We start from the raw sequence: 18765 nt of genomic DNA on the forward strand, positions 1-18765 counted from the left end.
ACTAGGAATTTTTAACACCATCACCTGCTGTATTTGTTTGGGTAGTACTATTACCTTCTGTAGTTTTATCTGCAGGATTTTCTTTATCTTCTGTAGTTTTATCTGCAGGATTTTCTTTATCTTCTGTAGTTTTATCTGCAGGATCTTTATTTTCTTCTGCAGCGTTAATTACATTATTCTCAGAATTCTTAACAATTTCTTTTACCCCCTCAAGTAATTTCTTATTAGGATCTTCCGCTTTTTTGCATGAAGTTAACCCACCAGCAATTACTAGAGCAGGTCAAATAGTTATATATTTCAATTTTGTCATTATTCGATTCCTATGTACTAATACAATAAAAAAATTGTAATAAATTGTACTAATATATTTACGGTTGTGTCAATACATTAATAGTGCAGAAGAGCCTGGGTAGCTAATCATCTTATAAATAAATATATTTTTCTCTATTCTCACGTCGGATTTTAGGTGTGAATGATAGGCGCAAAAAGCATCGTATTATCAGATATTTAAATGCTAGCGATATATATGGTAAATTGTTAGCTTGTAGGTGTGATTGATCGGGTAAAAAATAGATTTAGATCTTCTTTTTTTAAGCATACATCTGTTCAAGCGGATTAAGATCTATTCGTTCTTGTATCGGATTGTTGCAATTAGATAGTTGATTGTTCTTTGTTCGGTTCTTTTTAGAAAGAGCTGTTTTTCATTGCCTCATCTGCGATTTCAAGATTAGAGTAAACACTTTGGATATCGTCATCTTCTTCAAGGCTGTCAATCATTTTTATGATAGACTTTACTTTATCTGCATTTGATATTCGTATAAAATTTAAGGGTTTCCATATAACGTTGATGCTCTGTGCTTCACCTATTTTTTCTTCTAATTTATTAGAAGTCGATCCTATATCGTGAAAATCACAGTAAAAGATGTACTCTTGATTTTCTAGTATTACTTCGGAAGCATCCGCTTCAATGGCCGCATCCATGGCTGTATTATAATCTCCAATTGTTGAGTGGTAAATAATTTCTCCGACTTGTTCAAAGAAGCGGGTTGCAGATCCTGTAGACCCAAGAGAGCCATTGGCTTTAGTAAAAATAGATCGTATGTTAGATGCTGTACGATTGCGATTATCAGTTAAGGCCTCAATAATGATAGCAACGCCTTCAGGTCCATATCCTTCGTATCGAATATTAGTATAATTATCTAGATCGTCGCTCCCGGCTTTTTTAATGGCACGGTCGATGTTTTCTTTGGGCATTGATTGATTTTTAGCATTTTGAATAGCTAATCTTAGGCGTGGATTTTCTAATGGATTTTGTCCAGACAATTTAGCTGATACTGTTATTTCACGAGATAACTTAGAAAATATTTTTGATCGGAGAGCGTCTTTTCGTTCTTTGCGATGCATAATGTTTTTGAATTGAGAATGTCCAGCCATCAATATAATCCCTTTTTAGCCGTTTAGTTATTAAGTATGGGATGAATATTATTTGATTTATTTTTTGCTATGTCCAAAAGTTTGGACGTATTTCCTGCAGTCTAGGGCCAATGCGTATAGGGCAAATTTTTGTAGTAAGCCCAGTTACATTGGAAATATCAGCACAAATGCCACATAATGTTGAGGGTCCATTTGCAACCACAAAACGATTACGTGGAATTTGTGTGACAAAACGATTAATAGGCTCTTCTTTATCCAAGCCAATGGATGAATTATAGTCTCCACACATTCCGAGATCGGATATATAACCAGTTCCTCCATCAAGAATCTGTGCGTCGGCAGTAGGAATGTGTGTGTGAGTGCCCACTACAAGGCTAGCACGACCATCGACAAAATGTGCAAAACATTGTTTTTCACTCGTTGTTTCGGCATGAAAATCAAAAACTATAACATCTGCTTGTTCTTTTAAGGGGCACGTTTCTAAAATTTTATCAGAGGTTTTAAATGGGTCATCCAATAGAGGATTCATAAAAACTCTTCCCATGATATTAGCGACTAAGATATTTGCTCCATTTTTAGTTTGATACAATCCTGATCCATTCCCTGGAGTGTCAAGAGGATAATTTGCCGGTCGTAGTAATTGAGGGTGACGTTGAGAAAATACAAGTGCCTCTTTTTTATCCCAAGTATGGTTTCCTGTGGTTACTACATCTATTCCAATTTCCATCATTTCAAAAAATATTTTTTCTGTAATGCCAAAGCCGCCAGCGCTGTTTTCTCCATTAGCTATTACGAAATCAAGTTTAAAATCTTTAATTAAGCGTGGTAGTGTTTCGTATACAATTGATCTACCTGTTTTCCCAACTATGTCACCAAGGAATAAAAGTCTCATGCTTTCTCCGTATACTCCGCACTAAATTGATGAAATCTACTTTCTGTCAAGATTGCATGTAGACGGATATCGGTAGATTCCGCTCTAATGCATGGGGTTTCCTGAATATTGAATGCAACGCCCACGAGATAAGAATTTTTCCCTTCAAGTCGTGCACCAGCTATAGCACGATCATAATATCCTCTTCCATATCCTATACGATTTCCCTGAGAATCAAACGCAAGGAGTGGCATTAGTATGATATCAGGATTAATTTCACGATAATATGATGGTGGTGATAGAGTGCCAAAGGACGATTTTACAAGATTTTTGGGATTTTCATATTGGCGAAAAACCATTTTATTCCCCGTAATTGCTGGGAGACAAAACGAGAATTCCCTGTCCTTTATTTTGTCGATTAGGATATTTACATTAACTTCTGAGTGAATAGGATAAAAAAATGCGATTTTCATGCCTTTTTTAAACGGAATTTCTTTCGCGCCGATATTAGCTAGAGCGACGCTTTTCTCGTGACGGGATTCGTAAGAAAGATTATCGCGCATGGTTTTTTTTTCTTTGCGGATCAAGTTCTTCTGTTCTTGTAAGGTCATGTAACATCCTTATTGATACATGGCTATTATTTTAGATAACAAAAAATGTAGATTTTCATCGTTTTTTCTATCAAGATAAACGATTTGGATGAGAAGTTAAAGTATCTGGATGAATATTTTGTTATATGAGAAAAACTGTTTAGTTTATATAATATAGTAAATTATACCTTATTCACATGATGCGATTAGCACTTCATTGATTTGAGTTTTTTAAATGTTTCCCTATTTCAAATATTGCAAAAAATAGCAGGGCATATTTCAGTGAATAAGTTTAAGGGCATTAATCATCTTGGTAATAATTACATTATTTTTTTGCTGTTTTTATTGAGCAAAGTATTTTATTGAGTTAGTGTGGATTTTGAATATTCAGTGAAGCGAGAGAGGTATATCTTTTCTCATATCAGTGATTGGATAGTTGAACAGTTTCAAGAGATCAAAGTATTTCATCATGGAGAAATGTTGTATTGATAAAGTATGATTATGACTATAAAAGGATGGCAAATGCTGTTAGATTCTTATCAATAGATGCTATAGAGAATGTCAATTCTGGACATCCTGGTTTGCCGATGGGAATGGCAGATGTTATCACTGTTCTTTTTACAGAATTTATGACTTTTGATCCTAAACATCCGTTTTGGCCAAATCGGGATCGTTTTGTTTTGTCAGCAGGGCATGGATCTATACTATACTACTCTTTACTCTATCTTCTAGGTTATCAAGATATAACAATTGATGATATAAAAAGATTTCGAACAATTGGCTCTAAAGCAGCAGGTCATCCCGAATATGGTTTTTTTTCTGGTGTCGAAGCAACGACTGGTCCTTTGGGGCAAGGAATTGCCAATGCTGTTGGGATGGCTATTGCAGAGCGTAAATTAAGGGATGAATTTGGTGGTTTGTTAATCGATCATCACACCTATGTATTGGTTGGTGATGGTTGTTTAATGGAAGGTATAAGCCAAGAAGCAATTTCGTTAGCAGGACATCTTGGATTAAGTAAATTAATTGTGCTTTGGGATAATAATGGTATTTCGATAGATGGTTCTATTTCTTTTGCAGACTCTACGGATCAACATGCTAGATTTCGTGCTTCTGGATGGAATACGATTTCTGTTAATGGACATGATCATCAAGCTGTAATATCTGCTCTTAGAGAATCTCAGAAATCCGACAAACCAACGATGATTGCTTGTGAAACAATTATTGGTTTTGGATCTCCTGGTAAAGCAGGGACAAATAAAGTACATGGCTCTGCGTTGGGCCCAGAAGAAACAAAAGCTACTCGTAAAGCATTGAATTGGGATTTAGATCCCTTTTGTATTCCTGATGATATAATGCAAAAATGGCGCTTAGCCGGATTACGTTCTTCTAAATCAAGAGAAGATTGGCAAGGACGATTTTATTCCGTTGATCGTAGTGTTCAGAAAGAGTTTGAACGACGATTTTCAGATGAACTCCCTGATTGTTTTGATAATACCTTTATGAATTTGAAGAAAAAAATTGAACATTCTAAGCCTGCAATTGCTACTAGAAAATCTTCTGAACTTGTTTTAGAGGAGGTGAATGATTGTTTGCCAGAACTCATAGGAGGATCAGCAGATCTTACTGGTTCTAATGGCACGAAAACTAGTCAAATGAAATCCATTTCGAGTAGTGATTTTTCAGGCCGTTATTTGCATTATGGTATTCGTGAGCACGCAATGGCTGCTATGATGAATGGGATAGCATTGCACAAGGGATTGATCCCATATTCAGGAACATTCATGGTATTTTCTGATTATAGTCGTCCTGCAATAAGATTAGCATCTTTGATGGGGATTAGGGTAATTCATGTTTTGACGCATGATTCTATAGGGGTAGGAGAAGATGGTCCTACACATCAACCTGTAGAACATTTAGCAGCATTAAGAGCTATTCCTAATCTTTTAGTCTTTAGACCCGCAGATTCAGTAGAGACACTGGAATGTTGGCAAAAAGCTCTTAAGGAAAAGAGTCGTCCATCTGTGATATCGTTGTCCAGACAAAATTTGCCGTTTCTTCGTGAAAAATCTGAAGAAGAAAATTTATGTTCTTTCGGGGCGTATAACTATATAAATTGTCCTAATGCACAGGTTACCATTTTTTCTTCAGGTTCTGAATTAAAAATTGCCGCAGAAGCATGTAAATTATTGTCAAATCGTAATATTTCTACTCGTGTGGTATCAGTTTCTTGTTTTGAATTGTTTTTTGAGCAATCAGATAGGTATCGTGAGCAGATTATAGGATCATCTCCGATTAAGATCGCAGTTGAGGCAGGCATACGTCAAGGGTGGGATGCTTTTATCGGATCTGATGGTTTTTTCGTTGGGATGAAGGGTTTTGGAGCATCAGGATCTTGTGATATGCTTTATCAACATTTTGGCATCGATGCTGTCACAATTGTTGATATAGTAGAAAAAAAAATATCAAGGTAATTTTTTAATTTTTCTAGATGTTTCTTTATATTATGGGGAAGGGAAGAATGGTTCGTAAAGTTGCTATAAATGGTTTTGGTCGTATTGGACGATGTATTCTTCGTTCCGCAGTTGAATCAGGACGAGATGATATTAGGATTACGGCGATTAATGATCTTAATCCTATAGAGAAGATTGCTCATTTGTTGCGATATGATTCGGTGCATGGAAGATTTCCAAGAGAGGTAAAAGTTATAGGTGATGTCATAGATGTTGGTTTAGGGCCTATAAAGGTAACTAACATTCGTGATCCACATGATTTACCATGGGATGATGTTGATGTGGCTATGGAGTGTACTGGTTTTTTTGTAACTAAAGATCAAGCTTCTATACATTTATCGAATGGTTCTAAGCGTGTTTTGGTATCTGCGCCATGTAAAGGAATAGAAAAAACTATTGTTTATGGTGTAAATCACCAATCATTAAATAAAGATGATTTTGTTGTTTCAAACGCTTCTTGTACCACTAATTGTTTAGTGCCACTGGTTCATGTTATAGATAAAAAATTTGGGATTGAAAAAGGTTATATGACGACTGTTCATTCCTATACAGGTGATCAGCATATTTTAGATGCAGGACATAGTGATCTTTATCGTGCACGATCAGCAGCTATATCAATGATCCCCACATCTACTGGCGCGGCTAAAGCGGTAGAGTTAGTTTTGCCAAATCTTAAAGGTAAGTTAGATGGTTCATCTATTCGAGTTCCTACGCCTAATGTATCTCTAGTGGATTTAACATGTGTAGTAAGTCGTAGTGTGAGTGTTGATGAAATTAATGTAGCGATGAAATCTTTCTCCGAAGGAGAGTTAAAAAATATTTTAGGCTATGTTTCTCAGCCATTGGTGTCTATAGATTTTAATCATACTACCTATTCATCTATATTTGCTGCTGATCAGACGAAGGTGGTTTCTAATAATCTTCTTCGTGTTATGTCTTGGTACGATAATGAATGGGGTTTTTCTAATCGCATGTTGGATACATCGTCTGTAATGGCGAATCTTTCGTAGAAGGTAGTTGTTATCGGAGTTATACTTTTTGTATTTAAAAGAAAGATATGGGAGGATTATGTTCTATCGCCTCAGTGATTATGTGGATTCGGTTTTGAGTGGAAAGGTAGAATGATGATTCGTCTTAGAACCATGGATGATCTTGGGGATATAAGGGGACTTTGTTGTTTATTACGTGTTGATTGGAATGTTCCATTTATAGGATCAAAGGTTGCAGATACTACGCGTATCGAGCGTGTAATCCCTACGATTCTTGAGCTTATAGAAAAGAAAGCAAAAATTGTTATTCTTTCTCATTTAGGGCGTCCGCGGAATAAATTAGATCAAGAGTTTTCTTTATCTCGCGTGATTTCTACAGCAGAATCAATCCTTAATAAAAAGATACTTTTTGTGCAGGATTGCATAGGTACTTCATTATCTCAATCAATTGCTTCTCTATCAGAAGGAAGTATTATTCTTGCAGAAAATGTTCGTTTTTATTCAGAAGAGGAGAAAAATGATCCTGATTTTGTCAGGATGTTATCCCGAAATGGAGATTTTTACATAAACGATGCTTTTTCTGTTTCTCACAGAGCGCATGCTTCTGTTGAAGGTCTCTCTCGTGTATTGCCTTCATATATTGGGCGTGCCATGCAAAAAGAGTTGAGCACACTAGAGAATTGTTTTACTACGTGTTGCAAGCCTTTAACAGCAATTATTGGGGGGTCGAAGGTTTCTACCAAGATTACTTTGCTCAGTAATCTTGTAAAAAAAGTTAACAAGCTAGTGATTGGCGGTGGCATGGCTAATAGCTTTTTAGCGGCAGAAGGTATAGGAGTTGGAAAATCATTGTGTCAAAATGATTTTTCTGAAAATGTGCATCAGATAATGTGTGAAGCGAAGAAATGTGGTTGTGAAATTATTATTCCACAAGATGTTGTCGTCGCTAAAGAATTGAAAGAAGGAATTGCCACACAAGTTGTTCCCACGGAATATGTTCCGCCAGATTCTATGATCTTAGATATTGGGTTTAAAACGGTAGAATATATTAAACACGTTATTGCTCAATCCAGAACTGTAATATGGAATGGTCCTCTTGGTGTTTTTGAAACAAAACCATTCGATTTGGCTACTATTGAGATAGCGCGCTATGTAGCTAAACTAACCAAAGAAGGCAGCATTATTTCTATTGCAGGGGGAGGAGACACTATAGCTGCGCTTGCTCATGCAGGAATTTCCCAGGAATTAACATATGTTTCTACAGCTGGAGGGGCATTTTTTGAATGGTTAGAAGGGAAGGATTTGCCTGGGATCTCTGTATTGTCTTGTAATAATTAGAGGTTTACCAGTGAAAAAAATAATTGTTTGGTATTTAAAAAATACACAAGTTGCCATTGAATAATTATTGTATTTCAACGGATGAGCTATTTTAAAAAATATTTTTATGGAGATAATGGGAGATGATAGAAGATCTTGAAAGTAATGTTGCTAAGATAGTTCAAGAGGGAAAAGGGATTCTTGCTGCGGATGAGTCTAATGCTACGATACAAAAACGTTTTAATGCAATAAATTTGGAATCTACAGAAAATTCAAGACGTGATTATCGAGAAATGCTATTCCGAGCAAAAGATGCTATGCAATATATTTCTAGTATCCTTCTTTATGAAGAAACGCTTTATCAGAATGCGCAAGATGGGACGCCATTTGTAGATCTTATTTCTTCTTCTGGTGTATTAGTTGGGATTAAAGTTGATCGTGGATTAAGATCTTTTCCTTTATATCCAGAAGAGTCTATTACTATTGGTTTAGATGATCTAGATACAAGATTACAAAAATATAAAGATTCTGAAGCCAAAGTTGCTAAGTGGCGAGTTGTTTTATCTGTTTCAGATGTGCTGCCGAGTATAGCTGTTGTTAAAGCCAACATGCACATACTAGCGCGCTACGCGGCTCTTTGTCAGAGTGCTGGCATTGTTCCTATAGTTGAGCCTGAAGTTCTTATGGATGGAGATCATACGATTGAACGTTGTGCTGAAGTTACAGAATTTGTATTACGCACATTATTTAATGAATTATATGCTATGAGGGTTCGTTTTGAGGGATTGGTTTTGAAATCAAATATGATCCTTCCAGGGAAAGATGCTCCTCAAGTATCAGATGAAGAGATTGCGATTAAAAATATACAAATATTTAAACGTGTAGTTCCATGTTCTGTTCAGGGTATAGCTTTTCTTTCTGGGGGACAGTCTGAACAAGATGCTACCGCGCGCTTGTCGGCAATGAATTCTATCGGAAATCATCCTTGGAAATTAAGTTTTTCCTATGGTCGTGCTTTGCAGGAATCAGCATTACGTGTATGGAATGGCAAAAAAGATAATGTAGTCGTTGCACAACGCACTTTATCCCATCGTGCTTGTATGAACAGTTTAGCAACAAGAGGATGTTGGCAAAGACATCTGGAGAATAATAATTGTCAATAATTTTGGAAAAAACATAAAAATCTATTTCAAAATAGTACAAATTGGTTTTCTATTGCGGAAGGGCTCTTTTGCTTTTTGTGTCCATTATGAGTTTTATTCTAAATCTTGAGTGAATATTTGCTCTTTTTGGAATTGGCGGATTTGGGAAATTTTAGATAAGGATTGATCTATGTCTAATCGTATTTCGGGTTCAATTAGTTTTATAAATAGAACGGTTTCTTCTATTCGATTAAAAGTTCTTTATGAAGAGAGTGTTCACCTTATAGAAGAGACTTCTTTGTATTTTGACCGAGAAGGAAAGGTACTATCTAAGACGTTGCCTCCTGTTGTTGTAAATCTATATACTTCCGAATCTATTCTTTTAACAACGCGTTTAATGCAAATGGTTTCTTGGTTATTGTTACAGCGTGCGTTGGAAGATGGTGATATGAGCCTTGAACAGGTCATCTCAGAAAAAGATAAAATTAAATTTGATTATTCTCATTTAGATTATACTGTTACTGGGTGGAACGATCTTCCATGCTTTTTTAGAAATCTGGTAGAACGCTCTTTACAATTGCAAAAGCGGATAGTGTTGTTAGATCAAGAAATTTATAATACAAATCTCAATGATCTATCGTTGTATCGATCGAATCACGTTCAAACGCAGATGAAATTACTGGAAGCATGTTTTGAAAATTTTTAAGCACTGCTTAAATATTATTTACTTTGGGATCAATAAAGTTATTGGGATCTTAATTTAGTATATCGGGATCATATTTCTTCATTGGTTTTATGATTCATGTTTATTCAGAAGTTAAAATAAATAACATTAGAAGTAATAGAGGAGATTAGTAGAATTTTTAAAAATTTAAGATAGGTGGATAGATATTGTGATTTATTGCTACATGGAATTATAAATTGCGTATAGATGACTTTCATTAAATACTCTTCTTATTGGGTACAATTTTTTATTTTTTTGAAAAATTGCTATATTTTTGGGATGCTCTCCTTGTAATTTTTTTCGTATCGCTTTAAAAAAGATATACATACTATAAGCGCCCGTAGCTCAGCTGGATAGAGTACCAGACTACGAATCTGGGGGTCAGGAGTTCGAATCTCTTCGGGCGCACCAAGCATACGTAAAATAAATAACTAACTCCACATGCTATTAAGTGCGAAAAATTAATAGTAAATTACTTATAATCCGTTTTAATTTGGAATTTTTGTACGCTATTTTTTAGTTTTGACTTCTCTTGATAGGTACTATGTCCATTAAAATATTTTTATGTTCTATCAAGCTATTATTGAAATTTTTTTTCGAGGCATTTGATTTGTGTCTTTCAGCTATATGTTTATTAGAATCTTAAAGGATTTTTTAGAAACTGATTTAGTCTTTAGATGTTGGTATTTTGCTCTATTTTTTTCTTTCGAATATCTGTAGAGCTTATTATATGATGTTTATCATGAATAAATATCCAAGAGGGTGGAGGTGTGTTGCATAATCTGTGACTGAGTGATTCATCAAGTCGAGCATGTTCAAATGTTTTGGCCATTGGAGATGATATGTAGTTAAATGTGACATCAAGTCTATCAATTATTGCGACAGGAACTGTCATAACAATTTTTTTCCAGTGATGCCAGTGGTGGAAACTTTTTATATTATCTGCTCCCATAATCCAGATAAAATTGACATGTTTATTATGTTTTTTAACTTCAAGTATTGTATGGAATGTTTCTTTTTGATTAAAAGATTCCTCAAAAGCAGTAATACGGATACGTGGATTTTTGATAAGTGATTTGCTTAAAGCGATGCGTTTTTCCAAAGAAGAGGGGATGTTATAATGTTTTATAGGATTATATGGAGTAATTATCCACCATAATTGATCTAAATTGAGTTTTTTAAGAGCGATATTGGCGATTTCTATATGTCCGTAGTGTGGGGGATTAAAGTTTCCACCAAATAGACCTATATTCATACCACTTTCAACTTTTGGCATGCGCATAATATCTTGCAAATGTTTAGATTGTTGCATCGCTATGACTCTAATTTTATAGATTGATTATGTGTAAAAAATATTTTAGTAGAAAAATTGTTTTTTATTGGTAAATAAATTAGGCAATGAGCATTTAAAAAAATATTTCGATCAATTATCTTATGTTAATTATACCTTGTCTTTAGAATATATCTTCTCCTCTTATAGAAATAATTTTCTTATGAAGACATTCCAATATCTTTGGTATTCCATGTCCTGTCATAGATGAAAATTCAAGTGGAATCTGCCCGCATACAGTGGTCAGTTCATTCTTTTTTCTATCGAGAGTTTCTTTATCTACTGTATCTATTTGAGAAAGTCCTACTATTTCTATTTTTTGTTGTAATTGGCTATTATAAGCGGATAGTTCATCTGATACACATTGATATGCTTCTTGAACATTCTCTTCAAGTACAGAGATGATATGGAACAGGATGTAAGTGCGTTCAGTATGTTTTAGGAAACGATCTCCAATACCTGCTCCTTGATGGGCATTTTTAATTATTCCAGGGATATCAGCTAATATTAATTCTTCATACCCTGCTTTTACTATTCCTAAGTTAGGATATAAAGTGGTAAATGGATAGTCGGCAATTTTAGGCTTTGCTCTTGTCACTGAGGCTAAAAAAGTAGATTTACCTGCGTTAGGAAGGCCAATGATACCAACATCAGCAATCAACTTTAATTTAAGACAAATGATCTTTCCATGTCCAGGAATGCCAGGATTAGCATAATAAGGTGTTTGATTAGTGGATGATTTAAAATGAAGATTTCCAAAACCACCGTTGCCACCAGGTAATAATAAAATGCGGTGTCCTTCTTGATTGAGATCACAAATGAGGCTGACTCCGTCTTCCTCAAATACCTGTGTCCCAACAGGAACTGTGAGAATTACATCCGATCCCTTAGCTCCGCTTCGGTTTCTTTTCATTCCCTTTTCACCATTTTGGGCTTTAAAATGCTGTTGATAGCGAAAATCTATCAAAGTATTGAGATTATTGACAGCCTTAATCCATACGTTTCCACCATTTCCGCCTGATCCACCATCTGGTCCTCCAAACTCAATAAATTTTTCACGCCGAAAAGATATTCCTCCATCTCCTCCATCGCCTGATTTAATATAAACTTTTGCTTCGTCTAGAAATTTCATTGAATTCCGTTAGAATTATAATAATTGTATTTAATAATTCAGAAATGTTTTTTGAAATATAGATTTTCAAATTAATAATAAATATACCTCCTAGTTTTTTTTGGTTATAGTCAAAAATATATGCAAAAAACCAAGTAAAAGGTATAGTTTTAATAACAGAAAATCGTGAAAGTAACGGCTGTTCAAGTAAAAATAGAAGAGTATCTTGATTTATTTAACATCTTCTATCCGTGGGATTACAGATACACGTGGTCTTCTTTTTGCAACGGTTTTAAAATGTACATTTCCATCAACAAGTGCAAAAATAGTGTGATCTTTACCCATGCCTACATTAGATCCTGGGTGGTAACGTGTTCCACGTTGACGTACAATTATATTCCCCGCTATTACTGCTTGCCCGCCGAATTTTTTTAAACCGAGACGTCTTCCCGCAGAGTCTCTTCCGTTTTGCGTTGAACCACCAGATTTTTTATGTGCCATTATATTTTCCTATATAATTTTAATATTTTTTCAAAACACAATACTTTAAGTAACAATACCAGTAATTCGTACGACTGTCATTTCTTGGCGATGCCCGCGGGTACGCCTATAATTCTGTCGACGGCGCTTTTTGAAAACAATTACTTTTTTCGTACGAATTTGTTTTATAACTTCTGCTTCAACATAAGCTCCTTCTACACAAGGACTTCCTATTGAAATATTGTTATCTTCCCCGATTGCGAGGACATTATCAAATCGTATATTATCACCATCTTTAGCGACAATTTTTTCTACCGTAATAGTATCAGTAGAAGATACAATACTTTGTTTCCCCCCATGTTTTATCACTGCAAACATAATGCATTTCCTTTCATCGGCAAATAAAATTGACTATTGCGCAATTTTTGCATCAACACAATCAACAAATACTAAAGAAGACTAAATTATCCGTTGCAGTAAAGCAATAATCATGACATCCTATTTTTATATGCCCGTTTATACTAATATATTAGCTAATCAAACTTGCATCTTATGTCAAGAAAAGTATGGGATTAAAGGGATATTTATTTATTTAATAGGAAATTTATAAGATATTTAGTGGAGAGATGGCAGAGTGGTTGAATGTACCGCACTCGAAATGCGGAGTACCCAAGGGTATCGGGGGTTCGAATCCCCCTCTCTCCTCCACTATTTGAGGTATAAATCAGTTCCTGTATGACTTACGTAATAGTGTCTTTTCAAGCGTTATGTTGATCATTGCGCTGTTTTTTCGTCAATATACTTTTTCATAGTTTTGTTTTACTGCGCTATTTAACATTAACAAGTAATGCTTGTATGATCTTTTCAGTGGAGATTTTTGTAGATTATACTATCATTTATATTTTTTATATTTTTTATATTTTTTATATTTTTTATTGTAAATCAATATTATATTGATATCAAATATAAAGGATGTTATACAGAAAATACATTTGAATTTGTTATTAAATCTACTTTTAATATTATAATCTTGCAAATAAAATTAAATAGAAAGGATCTTAATATGAGTAATTCATTTGAATCTATAATTAAGCCTGCTTTTAATCTTACTCTCTTGAAAAATCGATCACTTGCATGGAAATTCGCAACGCTCATTTTTGGCAATTTATTTCTAATATTATCATCGTATATCGTTGTGCCAATGATTCCTGTTCCAATGACAATGCAGACATTTGCTGTTACTCTTATAGGTGCAGTTTATGGCTGGCGTTTCGGTGGCATGATGGTCATAATATGGTTAATTGAAGGCGCTTTGGGTTTGCCTGTTTTAGCTGGAGGTGCTGGTGGAATTCATTGTTTCGTTGGCGCAACAGCGGGATATATTTTTTCTTTTCCCATTGCTGCGTTTCTTATGGGATGGTTGTCGGAGCGAGGATGGAATGGTAATCGCGTCTTTCTTGCCTTTAGTGGGATGCTAATAAGTAATACTCTTGTTATCTTATTCGGGGCAGGATGGCTTGCTACACTCATTGGATATAAGCCGGCTATAATTCTAGGTTTAAAGCCTTTCTTAACAGGCGCAGTAATCAGATCATTTGTAGGGGCTTTAACGATGAAGTTTCTCATGAGAACTGAGAAAACATGACTATCAGGCTGCGTCCTCATCATTTGCTTTGTATCCTGACCTATGCTGGAGAGGGATATAGTGATGTATTTGTTGCTAACTTTAATGCAGTTATTAGTCGTTTGAAGTTAGGAGAAGATATCCTTATTGTTTCTGGGCCCGATGACATATGTGCGCCACTTCTTGGAGCTAATGAAGTAGATAAACCACATTGTGTTAACAAAAGTATCAGCGAAAGAGATCATATGGCCGAAAGTGATGTAGGAACATTCCTAGGATACCAGATTTCAGAGGGTGCAATTATTAGCCTTGATTTTACATTTTTACACCGAATGCGAAAAGCATTTACGAGTGGCCAAACTCGCCGTGCTTGTGTTGGATGTGAATGGAACGAGCTGTGCAGTTCAATCTCTTTGAATGGATATACTAACACATTAATTCACAAATAATAGAAATCGTTTCGCAGATTTAAGATACGATTCATTATTTATAGTTGAATATTAATGGTGTTTTATTGTCGTATTGTATAGCTGTTTGCTTTGCGCACATAATGCGAGGAATGTGGCGTTAACCATATGAAGATCATATAATATTTGCTAGATTAAATTCATAATTTGCCTTTCGGACAAGTATAAGTTTTAAGCTGTTAAACATTTTATGTTTTCATATAACTTTATAGAGATATATCCTGTTAATTAGATTTTCGCTCTGGTTTGCGTTTCCCAAAATATATCCAGGCAAGTATCTTAATATTGGTTTTTTGCAGATAGTTTTAATCCAGTATAACAATAGATCAATAGGAGCGTGGATTCTGAAATCAGCTCCAAAAGCAATATTGGCGCATGACAATATTGGCGCATGAAGAGTCATCATTTATTAGGAGCTCATAGTGAATTTACTTAGGGCAAAAGATAGACTCACTTCTATATGAATAATATTCCTAATATAAAATCGCGGACTTTAGGATAAACAGCATATCCACAGTGCAGTTGTCGTTTTTATTATAAGAGAAAAGATGTTTTCTATGTATACTTGATCATTTAAACGTTTATTTTTTGAAATATATAAATCAATAGATCACTTTTGCTGGAGCTTATTCAACTTCATGGATATTAAAATACTACTATTGCGATAGCTTTTTATTTGCAAAATTGGTTTTTGATTTATACAATTTTATTGAACAAATGGTATGATTAACTTCCAAGGGAATCGAAAAAATCCTTCATTCGGGAGAAAAAACCTGTAGATTGAGGGTTGTTATCTTTTGAGGATATGCGCTCGAATTCTTCTAATAATTCACGTTGACGCTTGTTCAATTTCTGCGGTGTTTCTACCTGAACCTGCACATATAAATCTCCTTTACGACTGGAATTGACTATTGGCATTCCCTTTCCTTTTAGGCGAAATTGTTTTCCTGTTTGGGTTCCTTCGGGAATAGTAACACGGGAGTGTGTAGCGTCGAGTGTTGCTACGTCAAAAGTTCCTCCCATGGCAGCAGTGATTATGGAAATAGGGACTGCACAATATAAATCAGCTCCATCTCTTTTGAAAAACTGATGTTTGTTAACGGATATAAAAATATATAAGTCTCCTGGAGAACCGCCACAAATACCTGCCTCACCTTTACCAGATAATCTAATGCGTGTCCCGTCATCAACACCTTGAGGAATGTTGACAGACAATATTTTCTCTTCTGGTACACGACCTTGACCACGGCATTTAGTACAAGGATGTGAGATGATTTGTCCAGATCCTTGGCAAGTAACGCATGCACGTTCAATAGAGAAAAAGCTTTGAGCTGTGGTATAAACACGTCCAGATCCGTTACAAACATTGCAATGTACTGGATTTGTTCCTGGTTTAGCTCCAGATCCAGAACAAGTACTGCATTTGGTAGCAGTAGGGAGACGAATTTGTACTGTTTTCCCAGTGAATGCTTCTTCAAGAGATATTTCTAAATTATAACGAAGGTCTGCGCCAGGTTCTCCTGTCGATGAGCTACGTTTTTGATTGCGTCCAGATCCCCCCATCATCCCGCCGAAAATATCCTCGAAAATTTCGGAAAAGACACTGTTCCCATGCATGCCTGATCCAAATCCTCCAGATCCGTAAGACTGTCCGCCATATTCAAGAGCTTCGTGGCCTCCTTGGTCATACAGAGCGCGCTTTTGAGAATCGCGGAGAACGTCATAGGCTTCGCTTATTTGTCTGAATTTTTCTTTTGCGTCAGGATCACCCTGATTTCGATCAGGATGATATTTCTTTGCTAGAGTTCTGAACGCAGTTTTAAGTTCTTGATCATTAGCATTGCGATCTACACCCAGTACTTGATAGAAATCAGCTTTTTTCATGCTAAATTTATCCTTCGATGATGGAAATCCGGTCGTTTGAAAACAACCGGATTTCTTCCTATAATGTTACCTGTTATTTAGAAGGACTAAGTGTTCTTCTTGTCATTTTTATCGTCTTTGATTTCTTCATAATCAGCATCTACGACATCATCTTTTACTTCATTCTTCTGGGTAGTGCTTTCTTCTGCTTCTTTTGCATCTTTTTTCGCTTGTGCTTCATAAATAGCTTTGCCAAGGTTCATAGATACTTCCATCAGCTTTTGAGTAGATTCTTTGATTTTGGCTTCATCAGAATCTGGATCATTAAGAAGTGCCTGTAGTGCCTCAATCGATTCTCGAATAGATTTTTGCTCCTCTTCAGAAATTTTATCACTGTGTTCTCTTAAAGATTGTTGTGTTGCGTATAACAAACTTTCTGCATGATTTTTTGTTTCAACGGTTTCACGACGCTTCTTATCCATTTCAGCATGGATTTCTGCATCCTTGACCATCTTCTCGATATCATCAGGAGATAATCCGCCAGAAGCTTGAATGCTGATTTGCTGCTCTTTACCTGTCCCTTTATCTTTCGCAGATACTTGGACTATTCCATTCGCATCAATATCAAATGTAACTTCTATTTGCGGAGTTCCTTTAGGAGCAGGGGGAATTCCCACAAGATCAAATGTAGCTAATAATTTATTATCAGCAAACATCTTTCTTTCGCCTTGGCAAATACGGATGCTAACTGCCGATTGATTATCAGCTGCTGTTGAGAATACTTGGGATTTCGTAGTTGGAATTGTACTATTACGGTCAATAATAGGGGTAAATATTCCTCCTAAAGTTTCAATTCCGAGAGAAAGAGGGGTGACATCCAATAGAAGAACGTCTTTTACATCTCCTTGAAGAACTCCTGCTTGTATTGCTGCCCCCATTGCCACGACTTCGTCTGGGTTAACACCCTTACTTGGAGATTTGTTGAAAAAATCCTGAACAGATTGTTGAATCTTTGGCATGCGTGTCATACCACCAACTAATACAACCTCATCGATATCGCTAGTAGATAATCCTGCATCTTGTAAACATTTTTTACATGGTTCAATAGTTTTTTGGATTAGATGATCTACTAAACGTTCAAAATGAGAACGAGTCAATTTCATATTGAGGTGCTGTGCGCCAGAGCTATTTGCTGAAATAAATGGAAGATTAATTTCCGTTTGTTGTGTTGAGGATAATTCAACTTTGGCTTTTTCTGCGGCTTCTTTTAAGCGTTGTAGTGCAAGAGTATCGTTCTTTAGGTCTATGCCATTTTCTTTTTTAAATGTATCACAAATATGCTCTACAAGGCATGAGTCAAAATCTTCTCCACCAAGGAATGTATCGCCGTTTGTTGCTTTTACCTCGAATACACCATCTCCCATTTCTAAGAGAGAAACGTCGAAAGTTCCACCACCAAAATCAAAAACAATGACGGTTTTTCCGTCTTTTTTATCTAATCCATATGCTAGAGCTGCTGCTGTAGGTTCGTTTATAATGCGCAATACATCAAGTCCAGCTATGCGTCCTGCATCTTTGGTGGCTTGTCTTTGAGCATCATTAAAGTATGCTGGTACAGTAATTACAGCTTTGCTAACTGTTTCTCCAAGAAAACTTTCAGCGGTTTCTTTCATTTTTTGTAAAACAATTGCCGATATCTGAGAAGGGGAATACTGTTTTCCATGTGCTTCAATCCAAGCATCTCCTCCTTTTCCCTCGACAATTTTAAAAGGTACTAGGGTTGCATCCTTTGTCACAGTGGGATCGCTAAAACGTCTTCCTATGAGACGTTTTGCTGCAAATATTGTGTTGCAGGGATTAGTCACAGCCTGACGTTTTGCGGGTTGTCCTACGAGCCTTTCTCCCTCATTAGTAAACGCTACCATGGAAGGGGTGGTGCGAGCTCCTTCAGCATTCTCAATTACTCTTACATTTTTTCCATCCATAATAGCGATACATGAATTAGTTGTACCAAGGTCAATACCTATGACTTTTGACATGTTTCTTTATCTCCTTTAAGCAAGCTGTTTTGGACCTCTTCAAGAGCGTTCCACTGACAGCTCCTAATAACAATAACAGCGAACGATCGCAAAATAAACACGACTATTTAAATACATATAAGGAGGTAGTTTCATAACTACAAGAAGCATTTTGAATAAGAATTCAGGAAAAGATGGCATAATAGAAATTTTTTCATGTTTATTGAGGATATAAAATGTTATTTTGAGATAATTTTTTATCAATATTCATTGATAAGCATTATTGAAAGGA

Annotated in this window: 16 protein-coding genes and 2 tRNA genes; 9 read left to right on the top strand and 9 right to left on the bottom strand. The window is 35.6% G+C overall.

The features are described from left to right. Nucleotides 1-684 precede the first annotated feature (684 nt). The 3 genes from G293_RS03125 to G293_RS03135 all read right to left on the bottom strand — a co-directional run bounded on the left by G293_RS03125 (nt 685) and on the right by G293_RS03135 (nt 2916). On the bottom strand, nt 685-1434 hold the full coding sequence (locus tag G293_RS03125; protein WP_047264267.1) for a YebC/PmpR family DNA-binding transcriptional regulator: 750 nt from the start codon (nt 1432-1434) through the stop codon (nt 685-687). Nucleotides 1435-1501: 67 nt separating this feature from the next. Continuing rightward, nucleotides 1502-2326 (bottom strand): TIGR00282 family metallophosphoesterase, encoded by an 825-nt coding sequence (locus tag G293_RS03130; RefSeq protein ID WP_047264268.1) that lies wholly within the window; start codon nt 2324-2326, stop codon nt 1502-1504. Continuing rightward, the gene (locus G293_RS03135; protein WP_047264269.1) at nt 2323-2916 is read right to left on the bottom strand and encodes a 5-formyltetrahydrofolate cyclo-ligase; all 594 of its coding nucleotides are present in this window, start codon (nt 2914-2916) and stop codon (nt 2323-2325) included. The genes G293_RS03130 and G293_RS03135 overlap by 4 nt, the downstream gene beginning before the upstream one ends. A 494-nt stretch (nt 2917-3410) precedes the next feature. Between G293_RS03135 and tkt the strand changes: the two genes are divergently transcribed. The 6 genes from tkt to G293_RS03165 all read left to right on the top strand — a co-directional run bounded on the left by tkt (nt 3411) and on the right by G293_RS03165 (nt 9991). Beyond that, nucleotides 3411-5369, top strand: coding sequence for a transketolase (gene tkt / locus G293_RS03140; protein WP_047264703.1), 1959 nt, complete (start codon nt 3411-3413; stop codon nt 5367-5369). A 47-nt stretch (nt 5370-5416) separates the two neighbouring features. Next, the gene (gap, locus tag G293_RS03145) at nt 5417-6418 is read left to right on the top strand and encodes a type I glyceraldehyde-3-phosphate dehydrogenase (RefSeq protein ID WP_047264270.1); all 1002 of its coding nucleotides are present in this window, start codon (nt 5417-5419) and stop codon (nt 6416-6418) included. Nucleotides 6419-6532: 114 nt separating this feature from the next. Further along, nucleotides 6533-7735, top strand: coding sequence for a phosphoglycerate kinase (locus tag G293_RS03150; protein ID WP_047264704.1), 1203 nt, complete (start codon nt 6533-6535; stop codon nt 7733-7735). Nucleotides 7736-7857: 122 nt separating this feature from the next. Then, entirely contained in the window at nt 7858-8877 is a 1020-nt protein-coding gene (locus G293_RS03155) for a class I fructose-bisphosphate aldolase (RefSeq protein WP_047264271.1), read from the top strand. 169 nt (nt 8878-9046) lie between these two features. Beyond that, nucleotides 9047-9562, top strand: a complete 516-nt coding sequence (locus G293_RS03160) for a DUF1465 family protein (protein WP_047264272.1) — start codon at nt 9047-9049, stop codon at nt 9560-9562. A 352-nt stretch (nt 9563-9914) separates the two neighbouring features. After that, nucleotides 9915-9991, top strand: a tRNA-Arg gene (locus G293_RS03165). A gap of 262 nt (nt 9992-10253) precedes the next feature. Here the strand turns inward: G293_RS03165 and G293_RS03170 are convergent. The 4 genes from G293_RS03170 to rplU all read right to left on the bottom strand — a co-directional run bounded on the left by G293_RS03170 (nt 10254) and on the right by rplU (nt 12879). Then, nucleotides 10254-10892 carry a nicotinate-nucleotide adenylyltransferase gene (locus G293_RS03170; RefSeq protein WP_047264273.1) on the bottom strand — a complete coding sequence of 213 codons (639 nt, stop codon included), beginning with the start codon at nt 10890-10892 and terminating at the stop codon, nt 10254-10256. A 142-nt stretch (nt 10893-11034) separates the two neighbouring features. Continuing rightward, entirely contained in the window at nt 11035-12042 is a 1008-nt protein-coding gene (gene obgE, locus G293_RS03175) for a GTPase ObgE (protein ID WP_047264274.1), read from the bottom strand. 210 nt (nt 12043-12252) lie between these two features. Further along, a complete protein-coding gene (gene rpmA / locus G293_RS03180; protein ID WP_047264275.1) occupies nt 12253-12522 on the bottom strand; it encodes a 50S ribosomal protein L27 in 270 nt (89 codons plus the stop codon). A gap of 45 nt (nt 12523-12567) precedes the next feature. Next, on the bottom strand, nt 12568-12879 hold the full coding sequence (gene rplU / locus G293_RS03185; RefSeq protein ID WP_047264276.1) for a 50S ribosomal protein L21: 312 nt from the start codon (nt 12877-12879) through the stop codon (nt 12568-12570). Between the two features lie 242 nt (nt 12880-13121). On the opposite strand from rplU, the gene G293_RS03190 reads away from it, so the two are divergent. From G293_RS03190 to G293_RS03200, 3 genes are all read left to right on the top strand, one after another. Then, nucleotides 13122-13209: transfer RNA gene (locus G293_RS03190), tRNA-Ser, on the top strand. Nucleotides 13210-13564: 355 nt separating this feature from the next. Continuing rightward, a complete protein-coding gene (locus G293_RS03195) occupies nt 13565-14146 on the top strand; it encodes a biotin transporter BioY (protein WP_047264277.1) in 582 nt (193 codons plus the stop codon). Beyond that, nucleotides 14143-14574, top strand: a complete 432-nt coding sequence (locus G293_RS03200; protein WP_047264278.1) for a DUF1284 domain-containing protein — start codon at nt 14143-14145, stop codon at nt 14572-14574. The genes G293_RS03195 and G293_RS03200 overlap by 4 nt, the downstream gene beginning before the upstream one ends. Nucleotides 14575-15318: 744 nt before the next feature. Here the strand turns inward: G293_RS03200 and dnaJ are convergent. Together dnaJ and dnaK are read right to left on the bottom strand one after the other, a co-directional pair. Continuing rightward, nucleotides 15319-16476 (bottom strand): molecular chaperone DnaJ, encoded by a 1158-nt coding sequence (dnaJ, locus tag G293_RS03205; protein ID WP_047264279.1) that lies wholly within the window; start codon nt 16474-16476, stop codon nt 15319-15321. An 86-nt stretch (nt 16477-16562) separates the two neighbouring features. After that, a complete protein-coding gene (dnaK, locus tag G293_RS03210; protein WP_047264280.1) occupies nt 16563-18494 on the bottom strand; it encodes a molecular chaperone DnaK in 1932 nt (643 codons plus the stop codon). Nucleotides 18495-18765: the final 271 nt, after the last annotated feature.

The organism is Candidatus Liberibacter africanus PTSAPSY, assembly GCF_001021085.1.
GTDB lineage: Bacteria > Pseudomonadota > Alphaproteobacteria > Rhizobiales > Rhizobiaceae > Liberibacter > Liberibacter africanus.

Excerpts from the sequence above, each read along its gene's own strand:
- tkt (WP_047264703.1), top strand. The coding sequence starts at position 3,411 with ATGGCAAATGCTGTTAGATTCTTATCAATAGATGCTATAGAGAATGTC.
- rplU (WP_047264276.1), bottom strand. The coding sequence starts at position 12,879 with ATGTTTGCAGTGATAAAACATGGGGGGAAACAAAGTATTGTATCTTCT.
- G293_RS03125 (WP_047264267.1), bottom strand. The coding sequence starts at position 1,434 with ATGGCTGGACATTCTCAATTCAAAAACATTATGCATCGCAAAGAACGA.
- rpmA (WP_047264275.1), bottom strand. The coding sequence starts at position 12,522 with ATGGCACATAAAAAATCTGGTGGTTCAACGCAAAACGGAAGAGACTCT.
- G293_RS03135 (WP_047264269.1), bottom strand. The coding sequence starts at position 2,916 with ATGACCTTACAAGAACAGAAGAACTTGATCCGCAAAGAAAAAAAAACC.
- G293_RS03150 (WP_047264704.1), top strand. The coding sequence starts at position 6,533 with ATGATTCGTCTTAGAACCATGGATGATCTTGGGGATATAAGGGGACTT.
- G293_RS03170 (WP_047264273.1), bottom strand. The coding sequence starts at position 10,892 with ATGCAACAATCTAAACATTTGCAAGATATTATGCGCATGCCAAAAGTT.
- dnaK (WP_047264280.1), bottom strand. The coding sequence starts at position 18,494 with ATGTCAAAAGTCATAGGTATTGACCTTGGTACAACTAATTCATGTATC.
- G293_RS03155 (WP_047264271.1), top strand. The coding sequence starts at position 7,858 with ATGATAGAAGATCTTGAAAGTAATGTTGCTAAGATAGTTCAAGAGGGA.
- G293_RS03160 (WP_047264272.1), top strand. The coding sequence starts at position 9,047 with ATGTCTAATCGTATTTCGGGTTCAATTAGTTTTATAAATAGAACGGTT.
- G293_RS03200 (WP_047264278.1), top strand. The coding sequence starts at position 14,143 with ATGACTATCAGGCTGCGTCCTCATCATTTGCTTTGTATCCTGACCTAT.
- gap (WP_047264270.1), top strand. The coding sequence starts at position 5,417 with ATGGTTCGTAAAGTTGCTATAAATGGTTTTGGTCGTATTGGACGATGT.
- obgE (WP_047264274.1), bottom strand. The coding sequence starts at position 12,042 with ATGAAATTTCTAGACGAAGCAAAAGTTTATATTAAATCAGGCGATGGA.
- G293_RS03130 (WP_047264268.1), bottom strand. The coding sequence starts at position 2,326 with ATGAGACTTTTATTCCTTGGTGACATAGTTGGGAAAACAGGTAGATCA.
- G293_RS03195 (WP_047264277.1), top strand. The coding sequence starts at position 13,565 with ATGAGTAATTCATTTGAATCTATAATTAAGCCTGCTTTTAATCTTACT.
- dnaJ (WP_047264279.1), bottom strand. The coding sequence starts at position 16,476 with ATGAAAAAAGCTGATTTCTATCAAGTACTGGGTGTAGATCGCAATGCT.